This is a genomic window from Tractidigestivibacter montrealensis, from assembly GCF_024741235.1.
Classification (GTDB): domain Bacteria; phylum Actinomycetota; class Coriobacteriia; order Coriobacteriales; family Atopobiaceae; genus Tractidigestivibacter; species Tractidigestivibacter montrealensis.
The window spans coordinates 1-18,009 of record NZ_JANSKA010000004.1 but is presented as its reverse complement, the minus strand read 5'-3'; the positions used below and the strand labels follow the sequence as shown (position 1 = coordinate 18,009).

At 60.6% G+C, this 18,009-nt stretch carries 19 protein-coding genes; 3 read left to right on the top strand and 16 right to left on the bottom strand.

The window, feature by feature from the left end; translation table 11 throughout:
* Nucleotides 1–16: 16 nt before the first annotated feature.
* The 16 genes from rsmI to NVS32_RS06310 all read right to left on the bottom strand — a co-directional run bounded on the left by rsmI (nt 17) and on the right by NVS32_RS06310 (nt 14,484).
* A complete protein-coding gene (rsmI, locus tag NVS32_RS06385) occupies nt 17–892 on the bottom strand; it encodes a 16S rRNA (cytidine(1402)-2'-O)-methyltransferase (protein ID WP_117652067.1) in 876 nt (291 codons plus the stop codon).
* Entirely contained in the window at nt 889–1,950 is a 1,062-nt protein-coding gene (locus NVS32_RS06380; protein ID WP_117652066.1) for a glycoside hydrolase family 5 protein, read from the bottom strand. The genes rsmI and NVS32_RS06380 overlap by 4 nt, the downstream gene beginning before the upstream one ends.
* Nucleotides 1,951–2,208: 258 nt before the next feature.
* Entirely contained in the window at nt 2,209–2,637 is a 429-nt protein-coding gene (locus NVS32_RS06375) for a 6-pyruvoyl trahydropterin synthase family protein (protein ID WP_032111485.1), read from the bottom strand.
* Between the two features lie 221 nt (nt 2,638–2,858).
* Complete coding sequence (locus NVS32_RS06370) at nt 2,859–4,460, bottom strand: PSP1 domain-containing protein (RefSeq protein WP_032111484.1); 1,602 nt, start codon at nt 4,458–4,460, stop codon at nt 2,859–2,861.
* Nucleotides 4,439–5,602 (bottom strand): DNA polymerase III subunit, encoded by a 1,164-nt coding sequence (locus NVS32_RS06365; RefSeq protein ID WP_258499087.1) that lies wholly within the window; start codon nt 5,600–5,602, stop codon nt 4,439–4,441. Before NVS32_RS06365 ends, NVS32_RS06370 begins: the two co-directional genes overlap by 22 nt.
* Nucleotides 5,589–6,263, bottom strand: a complete 675-nt coding sequence (tmk, locus tag NVS32_RS06360) for a dTMP kinase (RefSeq protein ID WP_032111483.1) — start codon at nt 6,261–6,263, stop codon at nt 5,589–5,591. Before tmk ends, NVS32_RS06365 begins: the two co-directional genes overlap by 14 nt.
* Nucleotides 6,264–6,426: 163 nt before the next feature.
* A complete protein-coding gene (locus NVS32_RS06355; protein ID WP_032111482.1) occupies nt 6,427–7,176 on the bottom strand; it encodes an SDR family NAD(P)-dependent oxidoreductase in 750 nt (249 codons plus the stop codon).
* Between the two features lie 392 nt (nt 7,177–7,568).
* Entirely contained in the window at nt 7,569–7,847 is a 279-nt protein-coding gene (locus NVS32_RS06350; RefSeq protein ID WP_233519094.1) for an alpha/beta hydrolase family protein, read from the bottom strand.
* A gap of 6 nt (nt 7,848–7,853) precedes the next feature.
* Entirely contained in the window at nt 7,854–8,093 is a 240-nt protein-coding gene (locus NVS32_RS06345; RefSeq protein WP_233519095.1) for an alpha/beta hydrolase family protein, read from the bottom strand.
* Nucleotides 8,094–8,241: 148 nt separating this feature from the next.
* Nucleotides 8,242–8,634 (bottom strand): hypothetical protein, encoded by a 393-nt coding sequence (locus NVS32_RS06340; protein WP_118100486.1) that lies wholly within the window; start codon nt 8,632–8,634, stop codon nt 8,242–8,244.
* Nucleotides 8,635–9,819, bottom strand: coding sequence for an anhydro-N-acetylmuramic acid kinase AnmK (gene anmK / locus NVS32_RS06335; RefSeq protein WP_118100487.1), 1,185 nt, complete (start codon nt 9,817–9,819; stop codon nt 8,635–8,637).
* A 2-nt stretch (nt 9,820–9,821) separates the two neighbouring features.
* A complete protein-coding gene (locus NVS32_RS06330; RefSeq protein ID WP_158559518.1) occupies nt 9,822–10,739 on the bottom strand; it encodes an N-acetylglucosamine kinase in 918 nt (305 codons plus the stop codon).
* Complete coding sequence (locus tag NVS32_RS06325; protein WP_258499086.1) at nt 10,736–11,836, bottom strand: DUF871 domain-containing protein; 1,101 nt, start codon at nt 11,834–11,836, stop codon at nt 10,736–10,738. The genes NVS32_RS06330 and NVS32_RS06325 overlap by 4 nt, the downstream gene beginning before the upstream one ends.
* Nucleotides 11,837–11,930: 94 nt before the next feature.
* Nucleotides 11,931–13,229 carry a PTS sugar transporter subunit IIC gene (locus tag NVS32_RS06320; RefSeq protein ID WP_118100490.1) on the bottom strand — a complete coding sequence of 433 codons (1,299 nt, stop codon included), beginning with the start codon at nt 13,227–13,229 and terminating at the stop codon, nt 11,931–11,933.
* A 60-nt stretch (nt 13,230–13,289) separates the two neighbouring features.
* Nucleotides 13,290–13,592 carry a PTS sugar transporter subunit IIB gene (locus NVS32_RS06315; protein ID WP_118100491.1) on the bottom strand — a complete coding sequence of 101 codons (303 nt, stop codon included), beginning with the start codon at nt 13,590–13,592 and terminating at the stop codon, nt 13,290–13,292.
* Between the two features lie 46 nt (nt 13,593–13,638).
* Nucleotides 13,639–14,484 carry a MurR/RpiR family transcriptional regulator gene (locus NVS32_RS06310; protein ID WP_118110908.1) on the bottom strand — a complete coding sequence of 282 codons (846 nt, stop codon included), beginning with the start codon at nt 14,482–14,484 and terminating at the stop codon, nt 13,639–13,641.
* A gap of 393 nt (nt 14,485–14,877) precedes the next feature.
* On the opposite strand from NVS32_RS06310, the gene NVS32_RS06305 reads away from it, so the two are divergent.
* From NVS32_RS06305 to NVS32_RS06295, 3 genes are read left to right on the top strand one after another with little or no spacing between them, the layout of a single operon-like run.
* A complete protein-coding gene (locus NVS32_RS06305) occupies nt 14,878–15,210 on the top strand; it encodes a PTS lactose/cellobiose transporter subunit IIA (RefSeq protein WP_118100493.1) in 333 nt (110 codons plus the stop codon).
* Nucleotides 15,207–16,139 carry an N-acetylmuramic acid 6-phosphate etherase gene (murQ, locus tag NVS32_RS06300; protein WP_233541028.1) on the top strand — a complete coding sequence of 311 codons (933 nt, stop codon included), beginning with the start codon at nt 15,207–15,209 and terminating at the stop codon, nt 16,137–16,139. Before NVS32_RS06305 ends, murQ begins: the two co-directional genes overlap by 4 nt.
* Entirely contained in the window at nt 16,136–17,623 is a 1,488-nt protein-coding gene (locus NVS32_RS06295; RefSeq protein ID WP_118100494.1) for a glycoside hydrolase family 1 protein, read from the top strand. Before murQ ends, NVS32_RS06295 begins: the two co-directional genes overlap by 4 nt.
* Nucleotides 17,624–18,009 lie beyond the last annotated feature (386 nt).

Sequence of the window (18,009 nt, the reverse complement as noted above, 5' to 3'; positions counted from 1 at the left end):
GGCTTGCGCAGAGGCGTCACGCGCCGGGGGCGCCCTTCTCGGCAGCAGCAACCACCAGGTCGTAGACCTGCGCACGGGGCACCGAGAAGGCCTTTGCCAGCCGCTTTGCCAGCGCGCTCTTGGGCTCACCCGCGGCAAGGCCGTCGCGGATGGCGTCCTCAAGCGTGGCGGCGCCTGCACCCGTCGCAGCGCGACGGCGCTCCTCGAGCTCGTCGGCCGTGGGCGGGGCGATGACAATCACGCACTCCCCACGGACCTCGTCGCGCGCGGCAATCTGGGCGGCAAGCGCCATAGCCTCATCGCGCACAACCTCCTCGTGCAGCTTGGTGAGCTCGCGCACCAGGGCCACGCGACGGCCCGGCATGACCTCGGCCACGCTCGCGAGCGTGGCGGCCACGCGGCGTGGCGACTCGTAGCACACAATGGCTCCCGGCACCTGGGCAAGCTCACCGAGACGCACCACCTGCGCAGAGTGTCGGCGCGGCAGGAAGCCCTCAAAGAAGAAGTGCTCGCAGGCCAGGCCAGACGCGACAACGGCACAGGTCACAGCCGACGGGCCCGGTACGACCTCCACGGGAAGCCCCGCGTCCAGCGTGGCGTCCACCAGGCGCTGGCCGGGGTCACTCACGCCCGGCATGCCCGCATCGGAGACAAATGCCACGCGCTCCCCCGCCTCCACGCGCTCCAGCGTAGTAGCCACACGCGACGCAATCACGTTCTCGTCGCAGCGTACAAGAGGAACATGCAGGTCAAAGGCCGAGAGGAGCCGAGCCGTGACGCGCGTGTCCTCGCAAAGGATGACGTTCGCCTCGCCCAACGTGCGCCTGACGCGTGGAGAGGCGTCCTCAAGGTTGCCGATGGGCGTGCCCACCACAGAGAGAATGCCTGTCATGAGCAGATAAGCCCCCGCTCGAAGGAGGAGAGTGCCACGCGGGCGTCCCAGCTGGAGAGCCTGCCCGTGGTCTTCCAGGTCTGGAAGAACCACGCGGGGAGCTTCTCGTATGCCGTGAGCTGCTCAGACGAGTAGATGCGCTCGAGCGCCACCCGCCCCTCGGGCGTCATGGCAGCGTCGGCAATGGGAAGCGCCGAGGACCACTTGCCCACCATCACAGGAAGGCCGCTTCGCTGGTCCTCGCGAATGTGGCGATGGATGGCCGCCATGATGTGGCGCACGCCCAGCGTGCTTGCCCCGGGCGCGTAGCCCATGTCGGCCATGATTGCCGAGGGCTTGTCCAGGTGGCAGTCAAGCCAGACGTTCTGGTACTGGCGCTGCGCCATAAAACGCCGCCAGTCGGTAGGCATGCCGGCGTCGGGGATGATCACCACGGGGTCTGGGCCGGCTGCCTCGCGCACGCGGTCGTAGGCGGCACGGTAGTAGTTTCTCAGCAGGTGGCCGGGCATGCCATCGGTGACGCCTAGCCCGCGGCGCGTTTGGATGCGGGCATCGTCCGCCACCTCGATGCCATAGAATCCCATGCGCGAGGCGTACCTGGAGCTTAGCTGCGAGAGGACCCAGAGTGCGTTCTCGCGGATGCCGCGGTCGTCGGTGAAGTTGTTCCAGGTCTCCTCGTCGCCGGGTACACCAGGGTTTACGGCAAGCGCAAAGACAACCTTGAGGTCGATTTCCTCGGCCCACTCGAGCGCCTGGTCTACCTCGTCAATGCAGCCCAGGTAGGGGCCGGGATTGGGACCTGACTCGCCAAAGACGTACCAGGGCACGGGCAGCCGCACGGCGTTGAAACCGCGTGATGCAATGCGGGAGAAGTCATCCTTAGTGAGGAAGCGGGCACGATGGCGACGGACCACCTCGCGGTAGCCCTTGGCTCCCAGCGACGTGATGAGCGAGGGCTCGTCAAGGGCACCTGAGCCCGAGAAGAGCTCCGGCGTGACCCAAGGCTCAAGCGTAAGCCAGCCAGTAAGGTTGACCCCGTGAAGGGCGTTCTCTGCCATGCGCCACCTCGCTCCCATCAAAGTTCAGCGCTAATTCAGAGTGTAGCGCAGGTTGTGTCGCCAGGAGCACTGTCCAGCGTTATTGTCGTGACGCTTCTGTCACACATTCGAGCGCGAACGTGTGACGGGGCGAACGCGTGGCGGCGCGATACACATTCGGCGTGCGAATCTGTAGCAACCTGCGAGCGAATACAACTTCGGGCGCAAATGTGTGGCAGCTATTGCCGAGAAGGCCGCCGGCGCACCAGCCGCGGCGTCCTACTCCACGTCCGGCTCGTACGACGCCCGGTTGTTGGGCGTCTCGTTGCAATCGACCCGGCAGACGGGAAGGCCGCGCGCCGAGAGCCGGTCGAAGAGGTAGTGCGCCAGGTTCTCCGACGTAGTGCGGAAGGGCAGCATGGTCAGGCTGAAGCCCTCAGACTTAAGCGCCTCGAGCGTCGAGGGCGCAAGCGAACCCTCCTCCACAAGGAAGGTGTGGTCAAGCGCATCGCACTCCTCGCGCACGATGCGCTTGAGCGTGGCAAAGTCCACCACCATGTCCTTCTCGGTGCCAGAGGTGGCAAGCTTGTCCGCCCGCACATAGGCAGCCACGCGCCACTGGTGACCATGGAGGTTCTCGCACTTGCCGTTGTAGTCGGTGAGGAAGTGCGCCGAGTCAAACCAGTACTCAGTCGAAAGCGTGTACACGCGAAGCCCCCTGTTGTTGAACGTCCAAAGCGAAGGAACCCTCTGCAGGGTGAATCCGGACAGTTTTCAGACATTTTGGCCGATAAATACATTGTTATGTGTCCAAAAACTGCCCGACAACGCCAGAAGGAGGGGCCGAGAAGCGCAAGGCAGTCGCAACCCCGGCGGCAGGCCGAGAAGCCCACCGCCACGACTCCGGCCTAGGCCGCGGCTCCAAAGGTCTACTCCCCCGCCGGCGCAGGCGTGCTGCCGCCCGCTGATCCTCCGTTGGCTCCACCCTCGCCGCCGCGACGTCCGCGGCCGCCACGATGACGACGACGCCTCTTGGGGGCGGCTCCGTCACCACCAGCGGCCTGCCCGGCTGCAGACTGTCCGGCAGCGCCCTCGGCAGGCGCCATGTGCTTGGGAGCAGGACGACTGCCCTGCGCCGCAGCACCACCGCGGTCCCCCGGGTGACGTGTGCGACGACGCTGCTGTCCGCCCTGTGCCTGCCCGGCACCGGCGCCCTTCTCGGCACCCGAGCCACGTCCCTGGCTCTCCCCGCCCTCAGCGCCGGCCGGAGCGTTTGTACCACCGGCAACGCGGTGGTGCCTGCGACGGCGCATGGGCTTGGGAGCGTCCGCGTCGGGCTCGACGCCGCTCGTCACCGTGACCTCGAACTCCTCGGCGGCAAGCTCAACGCGCGCCGTGCGGCCCTTGCGGTGGCGACGCCTTGCGGGCTGCTGCTCGCCCTCCGCGCCAGCGGCATACGGCGATGGCGCACCGGCAGCCGGGCGCTTCTCGGCGCCGCCTGCCGCATCTCCACCGTCACCCGAACGCCTGCGGCGACGCTTGGGCTGCACGAAGAGGTCTGCGTCATCAAAGCCCTCGGGCGGCGTCACGCCGTTGGCGCGGTCAAGCTCGGCCAGGGCCATGCGCACATCGGGCGACTGCAGGCGCTCGAGGACGTCGCGCGTCACTGTGTCCGGGCGGCAGGCGCAGCCCAGGTCCTTCGACTTCTTGACGGCGGCATCTGAGGCGGTCATCTCCGCCAGCGGCACGCGCACCTGCTTGCCGTTCTCAAGGCGCAGGCAGATCTCCTCCTTGGGCGTGTCGTACTCAACGATCTTGGCCTTGCCCAGCGGCGTCTCGATGACGGCGTTGCGCTTGGGGGCACGGCCCTTGAAGTCGCGGTATGCCTCGAACTCATAGCGCAGGCAGCACATGAGGCGGCCGCATGCACCAGAGATCTTGGTGGAGTTGAGCGGCAGGTCCTGCTCCTTAGCCATGCGGATGGAGACGGGCTCGAAGGCAAGACCAAAGCGGGTGCAGCACAGTTCCTGGCCGCAGTGGCCCCAGCCGCCAACCACGGCGGCCTCCTCGCGCACGCCAATCTGACGCATGTCGATGCGCTCGTGCAGCTCGCGCGAGAGGTCACGCACAAGCTGGCGAAAGTCCACGCGCTCCTCGGCCGAGAAGTAGCAGACGACCTTGTCGCCATCGAAGAGGTACTCGACGCCCACGGGCTTCATATCGAGTCCACTCTGCGAGACAAGGCGCCTGAACACAGGCAGGGCCTTCTCGCCAAGCTCTGCCAGCTCCTCGGCATGGTCCAGATCCTCGTCGCTTGCAACACGAAGCACGGGCCTGAGCTGCGCGTGGTTGGTCACGCGGTCAAGGTCCTCGGAGCTCATCTCGCGCGGGTCGGCGGTGGCAAGGCCAATCTCGTGGCCGCGCTCGGTAGCGCAGATCACGTGGTCGCCCTCGAGGGCCTCGATGCCCGCGACGTCAAACCACAGGTCGCGGGCGGCATATTTAAACTTCACCGGAATGACGGTGGGCATGCAAGTGCCTCCTTGATACGAAGAAGCATGACCTCAAGGGCCAGCTGGGGTGATACGTTGTGCGCTAGGTCGTCGCCTGCAGAAGAGACGGCGTCGAGCGCGGTCAAGGCGCCAGGCGTTCCCGTCGACGCGGCAAGGCGATCGACCACGGCAGCCGCGTCCTCGTTCACGATCTTCTGCGGCACGCCCTCACAGCGCACCAGCACGTCGCGCAGAAGCGAGTCCGCAGCAGCCAGAGCCTCTATGATACCCGAACGCTCACGGGCCGTAAGCTCGCGCTTGTTGGCGTCAGCCACCTGCTTGAGGGCAGAGGCGGTGAGAAAATCCGCGCTCTCCTTAGCGGTCTCGTCCTGGGCAACCTGCACGTCCTTCAGGGGCACGCGCACGGCCGCCAGAAGATCGCGTGCCGAGCAGAGCACGTCCCACGAGTCGTCGCGACCAAGCTCGTCCAGAATGCGCACGACCAGGCGCCGCACTTCTCGGCGCGAGGGCGACGCAAGGAAGTCGCAGGCACGAGAGGGCGTGCCGGCAACCGAGAGCGCCACGCGGGCCTCGGCCTCACTGGCACCGGAGCGGTGCATGACCTCGTCCAAGGCCACGCTCGGCGCAATGGTGCGAAACGGCACCACCTGACAGCGCGAGACAATGGTGGGGAGCACCGAGGCCACCGAGCGGGCGAGAAGGACGAACATCACGCCCTCCGGCGGCTCCTCTATGGTCTTGAGCAGCGCGTTTGCCGAGGTACCGCGGAGAAGACCGGCGTTCTCGAGCACGTATGCCTTCGCGCGAGCGCGGCTGGGTGCACGGTTCACGCCCTCGATAAGGTCGCGCACCTGGTCAACAAGGTAGCCGGTGACGCTTCCCGGGGTGAGCCACTGCACGTCCGGATGGGTGCGGTGCGCCACGCGGCGGCAGTCGTCACAGGTGCCGCAGCCGTCGTTGGGGCAGACCACGCACTGCGCCAGCGCAAGCGCCGCTTCTTCCATGCCGGAGCCAGGCGCGCCCACAAAGAGGTAGGCGTGCGAGAGACGCCCCTCGCGCACGGCAGAGGCGAGAAGGTCGCGAACACGCGGCTGGTCACCAAGCGAGTCAAACACGGCTGCGGGGCGCGCCGGCGCAGCGCCTTCCCTAGCCGCGGCCATGGGGCTCCGCCTCCGTTGCAAGCGATGCGGGAAGGACGTCCGCAAGGGTGCCGAGAAGCGCGAAGTAGACCTCGTCCGGCGTGCCCGATGCGTCCACCAGGTGCACGCGCTCGGGTTCCTCGCCAACAAGGCGCAGGTAGCCGTCGCGAACGCGCTGCTGGAAGGCAAGGCCCTCCGCCTCGAGGCGATCCGCCCCGCCCGCCGTGGCGCGCGAGAGCGCCTGCGCAGGCTCAAGGTCCAGGACAACCGTGCGGTGGGGTGTGACACCGCAGCTCCCAAGCCCGTTCGCCGTTCTCACCACCTGGGACGAGAGGCCTCGCGCGGCCTCCTGGTAGGCCAGGGTCGAGTCGAAGAAGCGGTCGCAGACCACGACTGCCCCGCGCTCGAGCGCGGGCGAGATAACCTGCCGCACCAGCTGCGCGCGGCTGGCCTCGTAGAGCAAGAGCTCGCACTCGGGGCACATCTCGGCATTGGAGGGGTCAAGCAGCAGGCCGCGGATCTTCTCGGAAATGTCCGTGCCGCCGGGCTCGCGCAGGCGCACAACGTCACAGCCGGCGGCCTCGAGGGCGTCCGCAAGACGGGCTGCCTGCGTGGTCTTGCCGCAGCCGTCAATACCCTCGAGCGTGAGGAAGAGGCCTCTTCCCTCGCCTGTTGTCGCCATGCTCGCCTCCCAATCGCGCACGCCCATGCATAAGCCGAACTACTTTAGCAGGTCAACGTGGGGAGATGGTGAGACAAAGGGACAGTCCCTTTGTCTCATGACGCGGCCCTCCAGCACCACGCGGGTACCGGAGGGCCGAAGGGGCTGCGCAGGCGCACCCACGCTACTGCGCAGTGTAGCCACCATCGATGTAGAGGTGCGTACCGGTGGTGAACTCGTTCTCGACGAGGAACACCACGCCGTGCGCAATCTCCTCAGCCTTGCCAAGACGTCCCAGCGGATGCAGGGACTCGAGGCGCTTCATGCCATCGGCGCCCATCGTCTTCTCATTGATCATGCCGGTGTAGATATAGCCGGGGTTCACGGTGTTCACGCGGATGTTGTACTTGGCAAGCGCCAGGGCTGCGGACTGGGTGAGCAGGTTCACGCCGCCCTTTGCGGCGTTGTAGGACGGCAGGTTGGGGTCGCCGATGGTGCCCTCGATGGAGGAGGTGCTCACGATGGCGCCGCCGTGACCCTGCTTCTCCATCTGCAGCGCTGCGTACTTAATGCCGTAGAACACGCCAGTGAGGTTAATGGAGATGAGCTTGTTGAAGTCCTCGTCACTCATCTGGTCAACGGGGAGGAAGTTGGCGATGCCGGCATTGTTGTACATGATGTCGACCGAGCCGTATGTCTTCACCGCGAAGTCGATAAGGCCCTTGACCTGCGCAGGATCGCTGGTGTCGGTCTTGTGGAAGACAACATCGGGAGATACAGCCTTGAGCTCCTCAAGTGCCTTGGCGCCACGCTCCTCATTGCGGCCGGCGATTACGACCTTGGCGCCCTTCTCCAGGAACGCCTTCGCGGTGGCCAGGCCAATGCCCGAGGTGCCACCAGTGACAACCGCCGTCTTGCCCTTGATTTCAAACATGAGTTCCTCCAAACAGTTGTACATTGACCACCAATGCACAAAGTCACCTACCCATGGCCACAATGGGTAACGCGCACCCTCCGTAGGCGGCAGGAGAAAACGTTTTATCGGCGGCGTTGCCAAAGCAGAGAGATATTAAGGGAAATCGGCCCTGCTACCGCACTATGTGCGCCCGCAGCCAGTCGGTAGCCTGGTCAACAGCCTGCCAGTACTGCTCGTCCGTGAAGCCATGACGGCCGCCGGGGATAACGCGCAGCTCGCAGGTGGGAAAAGACTCGCCGCACGCTGCGAGTAGGACAGGGGCACGGCATTGTCTGCATCACCGTGAAAGAGCAGGACGTCTCGTGAAAAAGCCGGGATGTGCTCGTAGAAGTCGTAGTCGTAGCAAGACCTCAGGAAACCCCTCTCACGTCCATACTCATGATGGGAAAGAGATCAGGAAGATAGTCGCGGTTTGGACACGTCTGGCGCACTGCATCGTGTAGGTTAAACGCCGGGTAGAGAAGGACGCAGCCACAAACCAGTTCCGCATTCGCACGGGCGGCCATGAGCGTCACCGTCGCCCCAAGGCTCGAACCGCAGAGAAACACGTTCTTCTCATCTACGAACGGTTCGCGGGAGAGCTCCCAGGCAACGGACTCGAGGTCGTGCTGCTCGATGAAAAGCGACATGTTGTCCTACCAGTCGCTCCTGCTGTAATTGCCACCGCCACAAAAGTCAAAGACGTAGGAGGCCATGCCACGCTCAGCCGCAGTGCGTGCGTAGGGCTCCATGTCTCCATGGTTCGTGCTCAGCCCATGCGAGAAGATCGCCGTTGCTCGCGGGTGGCCGCCATCCCAGCCATCCGGCAGAAACAGCTTGCCGTAGATGTTCTTGTCCTCGCGCCGACACCAGCGCTCTTGTTCCCCATAGCCCATGAGATGTCTCCGGCCTATTGGTCACATATCACTGTATCTGTTCGTTGTTACACAGACTGGGTCAAAGGCGGCCAACATCTGAAAAGCAAGATGCTTCTAACGTAGGGCGGACGAGAGAGACCCGCCCACCCCGTGTCGCAGACGGAGCCTACAACGCAATGCCGAGAAACGCCATAAGGTACGTAATCACGAGAAGCGCCACCAGGGTAGTGACGAGAGTCACCCAGAATCCCCGTATAGGGCCCCTCTTTGAGTCGAGGAAATAACGGGTGAGGGCGAGCGCCGCCGATATGAGAAGCGGCCCAAGCACCAGCATCGACGCTCTCGCCTCAATGCCCAGCTCGAGCAACGCGGCCGGGAGGACTAGGTAGCCCAGGAGAGCGGCTGCCGCAATGATTGCAGAGCTCGCAAACGTGAAGGGGTACGTTCCGGTTCTCTCGACCTGCTCCTGGACGCGGTCCTCGGTAATGACGCCGTGCATCTTCACGTGGGCGGGCTCGCTGGTATTCCGTTTCCTGTTCTTAGCACGACCTTTGCTCATCTAAGCCTCCTTAACGCATGCGCACACGGAATGGGTCCACCCCTGCGGGGGCAGAGTGATGTTGCCCAAGACGGCGGGGCCCGCCGCACCCGTCGCCGTGGGTACGTTAGACGGCCTGCCATGAAGAGTCTGGTTTCCAAGGATTGCGAAGGCAACGGCCTCTTTCGCATCGCTTGAGAAGCCAAGGTCCTCTTGGGTCATCACCTCTGTCTGGGGCAATCTGCGGGCAATTCCCTCTAGAACCACCGGATTGTGCGCCCCGCCTCCACCCACGACAAGGCGGTCGATTTTCCCATGCACCCGCGGCACTACATAGCGCGTGCAGGCATCTGCAACGCTGGCCGAAGTAAACTCCGTGAGGGTACGCACGATGTCCTCCGGGACAAGATTCGAATTGGACGAGAGGAGCCGGTCCATCGACCCTGCACCAAACACCTCTCGTCCCGTACTCTTTGGGGGCTCTTTCGCAAGGAACGGGTTTCCCATAAGCTCGTCGAGAAGCCCCTCGCTAACGGCGCCGCGTCTCGCTATTGCCCCACCCGCATCAAAGGGCTTGCCAAAGAGGCGCTTGCACGCCTCGTCGATCATCATGTTGCCAGGGCCTGTGTCAAAGGCAAAGACCCCAGACACATTGTCGTGCGGAAGCACCGTCACGTTGCCTATTCCGCCCAGGTTGAGAAGCACAACGTTTCTCTTGGCATCTCCGTACAGGATTTTCTCTGAGAAGGGAACAAGGGGAGCGCCCTGACCACCTGCGGCCATATCCGCCTTGCGAAAATCCGAGACCACGCAAACCCCATGCTCGCGAGCAATGACTGCAGGCTCTCCCAGCTGGAGGGTCCCGGCGCATAAACCCTCGGCGGGATAGGGCTCGTGCCACACTGTCTGCCCATGGCTTGCCACGAAGGCGAGGTCGGAATCCGCGACGCCAGCAGCAGCGCTCGCTGCCTCGACCGCGCGGGAGAACAGCTGGCCCAGCTCAAAGTTAAGGGAGCACAGCAGCCGAGAGGAACTTCTCTCTGGATCGCAAGCCGCCTCGATCCTCTTTCGCGTGTCGACGGGCATGGGAACGGTGACGAAAGATCTCAGCTTGACGTCAGTCGACTCATCCACTCCAGAAATCTCGACCAGCGCGGCATCGACTCCATCGAGGCTTGTGCCGCTCATGAGTCCAACGGCGAGCACGGTTACCCCCTCCCCACAATCGATCGTCTCAAAACCAGGCACGCCCCCGCATCAGGCCCAAACGCGGGCGGGACAAGCTTGCATGGTTGAGGAAGCATCCCATCTCCAAGCAGCCCGAGAAGTGCTCCGTTTCCACCCTTGAAAGTGCCCCCTATGTAGGACGTCTTCACCTCAGATGCCGCGGGGAATAGCCTGGACACGATTGTTGAAGCCATCTCCGCATCTGCGGCGGCAGCATCCCTGAGGATACGGCTTGCCTCGTAATCGCCGTCTACCGCCGCCTCGAAAACCATGGGTGCAAGGGCGGCAACCTCAGTTCGGCCCGAAAGCGTTGTTCTGCGCAGAGCGATGAGGTCGTAGTCGTTCTTGAGGCCAAGGCGCTCCCGCACAATACGGTAAATCGCCCCTCGGGGCAGCCTTCCATCAGATTCCCTGCTAAACGCCTCAAGGATGCGACGGCCCATCCACCAGCCGCTTCCCTCGTCCCCAATTTGGAAGCCCCAGCCTCCGCAGCGAAGCTCGCGGTCGCCCCTAATGCCCAGCGCGGCTGATCCGGTGCCGGCAACCATGACGACACCGTCCTCAAGGCCCAAGGCCGCAACGCACCCAGCCTTGAGGTCGCTCATCAGGACGTAGGGGTGGCCGTGCACCACCCCCGCGCAGACGGACTCTATCGTCGCGCGGGAGATGGGCTCGTTGCCGTAACCGGCAAGACCGAACCCAACGCCCCAATCAGCGCCAATGCCACCGTCCTTCTCAGCCCAGCGCATTCCGGCGAGAAGAATGTCTCGCAGCCCCTTCTCCCCTACCTGCCCAATGTGGCAGGTAGGAAGCTCAGTGGTGGCGACCCTGTTCATGCGCTCGTCAAACACGCTGAAGGTAGTCTTCGTGCCGCCGCCATCAATGCCAAGCCATCTCACGATGCATTCGCCTCATGGAAGCGGAACTTCTGCCAGGGCTTGATGGTGTCAATCAAGAAGAGCTCCTCCTCGGGGATATGGCCGACAACGTTGCTCATGCCGCTGTTCTTCATGTCGTTTCGGGCAATCTGCAGCTCGCCGGCATAGTGACCGTACTCGCTGCTTTCGATGACAACGTCACCCCGGCGAATCGTCTCGGGCGTATTCAGGACGTCAAAGTGATGTCCTCGATGCTTCACGCGGCTCTGCGTGGACCTGATGAAGTTCTCTGAGACGTCACCCCTGTTGAAGTGCAGCTCGTCCAGAACGATGGAGCGCTCGACCTCTGGTAGCCCGTCGACAAGGGCCACGCCAAAGGAAACGAGGTTCTTTGGAAGCCTTGCCACGCTATCAAGCTCCTCCTGTGTGGGATAGCAGTTCGAGATGATGACGTCATCGATGCCTCCCATGGAGATGTAGTGCTCAACCTGCAGGCGCAGGGGAAGATGCCGATGCATCTCGAGCGTTGGCAGCCCGTCCGTCACCGGCCAGGGGCCAAAGGTATCGGGCGCCTGGGAGGTGACGAACGCGGCCGTCTGCAGTCCATACGACTTGAAGCGCCTCGTGCAGGACCGGAAGAAGTCCAAACCAAGGCCGGAATAGTTATGGGGATAGAAGTTGTGGCATCCCACAAGATGCGTCGAATCCGGCTGGTAGTCCATGATGGTGTCGATGTAGTGGACGTCATTGCTCATGTTTACCTCAACAGTAAGCCCCTCGGGGTTAAAGGTCATGAGAGACTCCTCATTGCCCGTAAACCCCATGTCGAGGCGGATGCCGTCCGCACCAATCTGCCTGAAAAAGGAAAGGTCCCGGTAGGAAACCCCAAGCTCGTCGAAGATCCTGGGGTTGCAGTCGAGAACCACCTCAAAACCAAGCTCATGCGCACGCGCATTTATCTCAGAGAAGTCGCGCATGACATTCTCGCGGCTGTCCTTCACCGAGAGCAGGCAGCTGAAGATGCGGGAGAAGCCCGCCGCAGAAGCCCGCTCCAGATAGTCCAGCAGCTGTTCGCGATCGCTCTTCTCGGGATAAATCGAGATTCCAAGACGCTTCATGCGTCCCTCCTTGTCTCAGATTGAATTACAACAACGGCCCCGGAGTCTACGCCCCGGGGCCGCAACAGATACCTGGGACAGCAGATGCCCTTGGCTACTTCTCTTCCTCCGCAAGCTGCTCCTGGTCGAGGAACTGCTTGTCATACATCTTGACAAAGGGGAAATAGCAAGCAATGGACACGGCGATGAGGATGCAGCAGAGAACCGCCGCACGCCAGTCGCCGCCGGTTGCGAGGTAGGCGCCAACGGGGCCGGGAAGCGTCCAAGGAGCCGTAATCACAACTCGGTTGACCAGTCCAAGGCTCGTTGCCACCCATGCGATGGTAGCCGAAATCATGGGCGTGACCACGAAGGGGATGGCAAGGGTGAGGTTGAGCACCACAGGGGCACCAAAGATGAGGGGCTCGTTGATGTTGAAGAGCGCGGGTGCGATGCCAATGCGCCCAAGATCCTTCAGGTACTTTGACTTGCAAACGGTGACCAGCAGGATTGCAAGACCAATGGTGCAGCCGGAGCCGCCAATCCAGATGAACCACTGATAGAAGGGCTCGGCGCCAATGGCGGGCAGTGCCGTTCCGGCGACTCCGGAAGCCGCGGCATTAGCGTTCTGCTCGAGGAGGGCAAGCCACAGCGGGCGCGCGATGGAACCCACAATCGACACACCGTGAATGCCGAAGAACCAGAAGAAGCAGGTGAGGAAGCACACGAGCAGCACGCCTGGCAGGGTGTCAGTAGCCGCAACGAGCGGGGTGATGATGGCGGTGATGGCACCGTTCCAGTTGAAGCCCAGGTAGTACGTGATGGAGCCGATAAGGAGCATCACAAGGAGCGTCGGCGTCAGGGCCTCAAACGAACGGGAGACCGAGGGGGGTACCTGCTCCGGCATCGTAATGTGGAACTTTGAGTTCTGCGTGAGGCGGAAGATGTTGATCGCGATGAACGTCACAATCATGCCAACGAAGAGGCCGCCGCTTCCGAGAGAAGCCATAGGCAGGACAAAGCCGGCAATCCCCGCGTTGGCATCGGCGCTAACGTTGACCGGCGTGATGGTGAGAAGGAAAGCCATGACGGACATGACGCCACCGGAGAGGCCGTCAAGCCCATACGACTTTGCAAGGCTATTGCCCATTCCGTAGACCGCATAGAGGGACATGATGTACATGGTCATGCGGTATGGGAGAAGAATGGTTGCGGCATTGGCCTTGAGGAACTGGTATACGCCCCAATCCTCGGGAAGGGGTGGGTTCGCGATGATGAGGAAGAATGAACCGACGATAATGAGCGGAAGTGCCGCGATGACGCCGTCACGAACGGCGAGCAGATACCTGTTTGACCCGAGTTTGCTCATCACGGGCCCTAGCTTCTCTTCCAAGAACTTCTGGAACTTCTCCATACGTCCTCCTGTTCGTTCATGTATTCATTTTTCAGCTTGGTGGTGGTGCTAAAGGTGGTGTTACCCGAGAACCTTGTCGACTCCCTTGAGGATGTTTTCAACATTGCCAAACGCATAGTCCTGAGGCGCGATTGGCACGACCGGGATATTCACGGTACCCGCAATCTGTGCCTTTCGGTATGCAATCTGAGGCCCCAGGAGAATGATGTCGTAGTCTTTCGCCTCGTCCTCATAGTTACCGGTGCCACAGGCGTCAACAGCAAGAGAGATGCCCTTCTCCTGGGCGTACTTCTCCATCTTGTTCATGAGCACAGAGGTTGACATTCCACCCGAGCAGACCAGCAAGATCTTGTATTCCTTCATTTCTGTTCCCTTCCGGATCCCGCGAGCCGCGAGACCCTATACCGCTCTACCTCTCGATATAGTTGCGTTCGAACCATTCGGAGCATCGCTCATAGTTTCTGTTCACATACGCCGTGAAGAGGATGTCGACAATGTCCAGCTGAGAAATCCTCGACGCGCTGGCCGAGCTTCGAAATATCGACTCCGTCGATGCAACATAAAGGGTTTGGTCTGCCAGGCGCACAAGCTCCGAGTCATGCCCTGCACGAGTAATGGCGATGAGCCTCGCTCCGCGCTTCTTTGCCCTTCTTGAGCAACTGATGACCTCGTGCGTAAGCCCCGAATAGCTGAAGGCAATCGCAAGGTCACCCTCTCCCATGTTTGTCGCATTCACCAGTTGAACATGCCAGTCGTCGTTGATGTTGCAGCGAACGTTGGCGCGAATGAGCTTGTAATACAGGTCACGCGCGCTCAGCAGCGAGGAGCCCATCCCAAACAAGTTGATGGTCTCCGAGTCACTCATCATAGCAACGCATGTTTCGATGGCCTCTACATCATTGAGCTTCTCTGTGATTGCGAGAGACTCCATGTTCTTCCTGGTTACTTTGAGGATCGTCTGCCTGACCGAATCCTTTGGGCTTATGTCCCCTATCGATGTCCTCTCGCTGTCTCTTCTCCGTGCAAGCTCGAACACCAAAGACCGCTGAAACTGCCGATAACCGCTCAATCCCAAATGCCTGCACATACGAGAAATCGTTGAGGATGACACGAACGAAGCATCTGCGAGTTCGTGGATGCTCATGCCCATAACTTCCTCTGGATGCGAGAGAACGTAGTCAATTGCGTTTCTTTCCGTGACTGTTGCGCTGTCCCTATTCTCTTTTAAGAGTGCAATGACATCGCGTTGTTCCATCGCCTGTCCTCTAACGTTGTACCGATGTGGAATTATCATGTCACGACTTTTGTCCATTTCTGATATTTTATTTCAATTTTGAAAGTACCACCCCCTGGACGGCTTTTGAGCACCGATGGACGGCACGTGAGACAAGACTCAACATGTCAGCAAAATGTATGGTCAGATGGGTAGGTATCGACGTTATCCGAAGCCCAATGCCCTAGAAATACAGCGTTCACCTGCGGTTTAATTGCATGACTCCAACGTTGTCATCAAATTCTCCCCGATACGTCCAAGGAGTAAGGAGAGCGCCCCCCAGGAGCAAACAGGCAGTTTGTTCGTTGGGAATGCGATGCGTATTCTCATCTCAGCAGGAAAGGCGACAGTTATATCTAGGAGGGAATATCGCCTATGGACGAGAAGAGTGTGCAGACCTCATTCGAGATCATTGCCATGTCCGGAGAGGCGCGGAGCAAAGCCTACGAGGCGCTCGACTTTGCCAAGCAGGGAGATTTCGACCAGGCCAAAGCAACGATGGCAGATGCTCAGGAGGCGTCGAACAAGGCGCACGCCATTCAAACCGACCTCATCACGAGAGCTGCCCGTGGCGAGGAGCTGCCTCTCGACATCCTGCTCATTCACTCCCAAGACCATCTGATGACTTCCATCCTTGCCATTGAACTTATCCAGGAGCTAATTGACCTCTACGCACTGAGGGCAAAGGACATGAAGGAGCGAGCATGAGCATGGTATTGCCAGACCTGGGTCGCCTTCTGACGGAGCAGAGGAACCCAGACACCATGGAGCTGGACACTTTCTCCCCTCTCCAAATAGTGGAGGCAATGAACCGGGAGGACCGCCACGCAGTAGACGCGGTTCACGCGGTGCTTCCTCAGGTAGCACAAGCGATTAACTGGTCTACAAAGAGCCTCAGCGCAGGCGGAAGAATTATCTACGTAGGTGCTGGCACAAGTGGAAGGCTCGGCCTGCTGGATGCCGTGGAGTGCCCGCCGACATTTGGCGTTTCGCCAGACGTAGTTGTGGGAATCATCGCGGGCGGCAAGAATGCTTTCGTAAAGGCCCGCGAAGGTGCCGAAGACTCAGAGAAGTCCGGCGAAGAGGACCTCAAGAACAAGAGCCTGTGCGACAAGGACATAGTCATTGGCCTAGCCGCAAGCGGACGCACGCCCTATGTGGTCGGAGCGCTCCGATACGCACGCTCACTTGGATGCAAGACCGTCTCCATTGCCTGCAACCCAAACTCCAAGATCTCCGCTGAGGCTGATCTGGCAATCGAGGCAGTTACTGGTCCAGAGGTGCTCACGGGTTCCACTCGCCTCAAAGCCGGAACGGCTCAGAAGCTCATCCTGAATATGATCTCTACTGGAAGCATGGTGGGGATAGGCAAGGCATACGAGAACCTCATGGTCGATGTGCAGCAAAACAACGAGAAGCTCCGTGCGAGGGCCCAGGGCATTGTATGCGAGGCCTGCGGTTGCACTCCCGATGTTGCGAGTGAGAAACTGGATGAAGCAGACGGGAACGCAAAGCTCGCAATTACCATGCTCCTGCTCGGCTGTGATGCAGAGTCCGCGCGAGCAGCCTTGCGAAAAGCGAGGGGGCACGTGCGTCAGGCGGCAAAGAATGCCAGCATCGAAAGGCAGCTGGCATGAGTTTCAAGGTCCCAAAGAGAACCCTTCTCTGGGGAGGGGCAACATCTGCAAGCCAGTATGAGGGTGGCCCTGACATGGTCGGCAAGGGTCCGGACACGCAAGACGTTCGTCCTTTTCGGCCAAGAACCAGCAAGGCAACGACGGAAACGCGCCTTCTCACCAAAAGAATGGTGGAAGAGGCCCTTGGCTCGGGATTCGACGGAAACTACCCCTTCAGGAGGGGGACAGAGGGCATCTCCCACTGCGAGGAGGACATCGGACTTCTCAAAGAGCTTGGGATTGATATCTATCGCTTCTCTATCAGCTGGGCGCGACTCTATCCCACTGGTCACGAGAACAACCCAAGCCCCGAAGGCGTTGCCTATTATGACAAGGTGTTTCAGCTGGTACGCAAGGCAGGCATGCAGGTCTTTCTCACCCTTACGCACTATGCCATGCCAATTGACTTGGTGCTCAGTGACGGGGGCTGGCTTAACAGGGCAACCATAGACGCGTATCTTAGGTTGGCTCAATTCGTATTCTCTCGCTGGGGGGAATACATCAACTACTACCTGCCATTCAACGAAATCAATGCGGGATACTTCAGCCCGTGGAACGGCATAGGACTTCTCAAACCGGAGAATGCTCCTTACGACCTCTCGGAGGTCTTTCAGTCTCTGCACAACCAATTTGTGGCAAGCGCCCGCGTCATTCAACTTCAGCGGAGCATAGCGCCTAGATGCAAGAGCGGGTGCATGGTTGCAGACTTCTGCTACTACGCCAATACACCATCGCCGGAAGACAACCTCCGGCTGGTGCAAGATGAGCAGATAAACCAGTGGTTTGCCGTAGACGTCCTAGCGCGCGGCTATTACCCCTCATATGCAAAGCGGTTCTTTGACAAGAACGGCATCACCGTAATGATGGAAAACGAGGACTTCGATCTGCTTGCCAACAATACATGTGACTTTGTGGGTATCTCGTACTATCAGTCTTCTGTTGTGTCCTGCGACGAGAATAGCCCCCAAACGGCAGGAAACCTCGTGTGTTCAACGGTAAACCCCTACCTTCAGGCATCAGAGTGGGGTTGGCAGATAGACCCAGTGGGTCTTCGTACGGCACTTAACACGCTATATGACCGCGTTGAAAAGCCAGTCTTCGTAGTAGAAGGCGGACTGGGAGCACGCGACAGAATTGAAATAGAAGATGGCGAGAAGCGCATTCATGACCAATATCGCATTGATTACCTTTCGCAGCATTTAAAACAGGTAATCAAAGCACAGAATGATGGCGTGGACGTGCTCGGCTACATCGTTTGGGGAATCATCGACATTGTCTCAGCAGGAAGCTGTGAAATGGAGAAACGCTATGGGGTCATCTACGTAGACGCAGATAACGAAGGCAACGGAAGTTACGAGCGTACCCGAAAGGACAGCTTCTGGTGGTACAAGAGCTTCATTCAGGACTACCACCGAAAGAAGAAGTCTGCCTCTGAAAAGCGCTAATATCTCAGCCTTGCTCAGGCGACTCGGACACCTAGCAGAAACGAAGGATGTCCGAACCGCTATTTTTTACCAGTGCAAATGCGCGATAACCAAAAAGTGCACAAGGGCGCGAAAGCAGGCAATGAAACAAAGGCGCAGGCGCCATCGACTCACCCAATTGACACACCAAGCCAGCCGCGAAGTCTGCTTAAAGACACGTCCAAGAAGCAAGCTTTGATTTCCTGAACGAACAGCGTTTGTACAGAATGAGGAATCTGCGGCTCCGCATTTCCACTCGAAAAACGGAGAGGGGCCCCGCGCTCGGCGCGGGGCCCCTCCCGTGGCGAAAACACCCCCAGTCGGCCAGCGGCGTCCTGGTCTCCCACGGGCTCTACCCGCAGTACAAT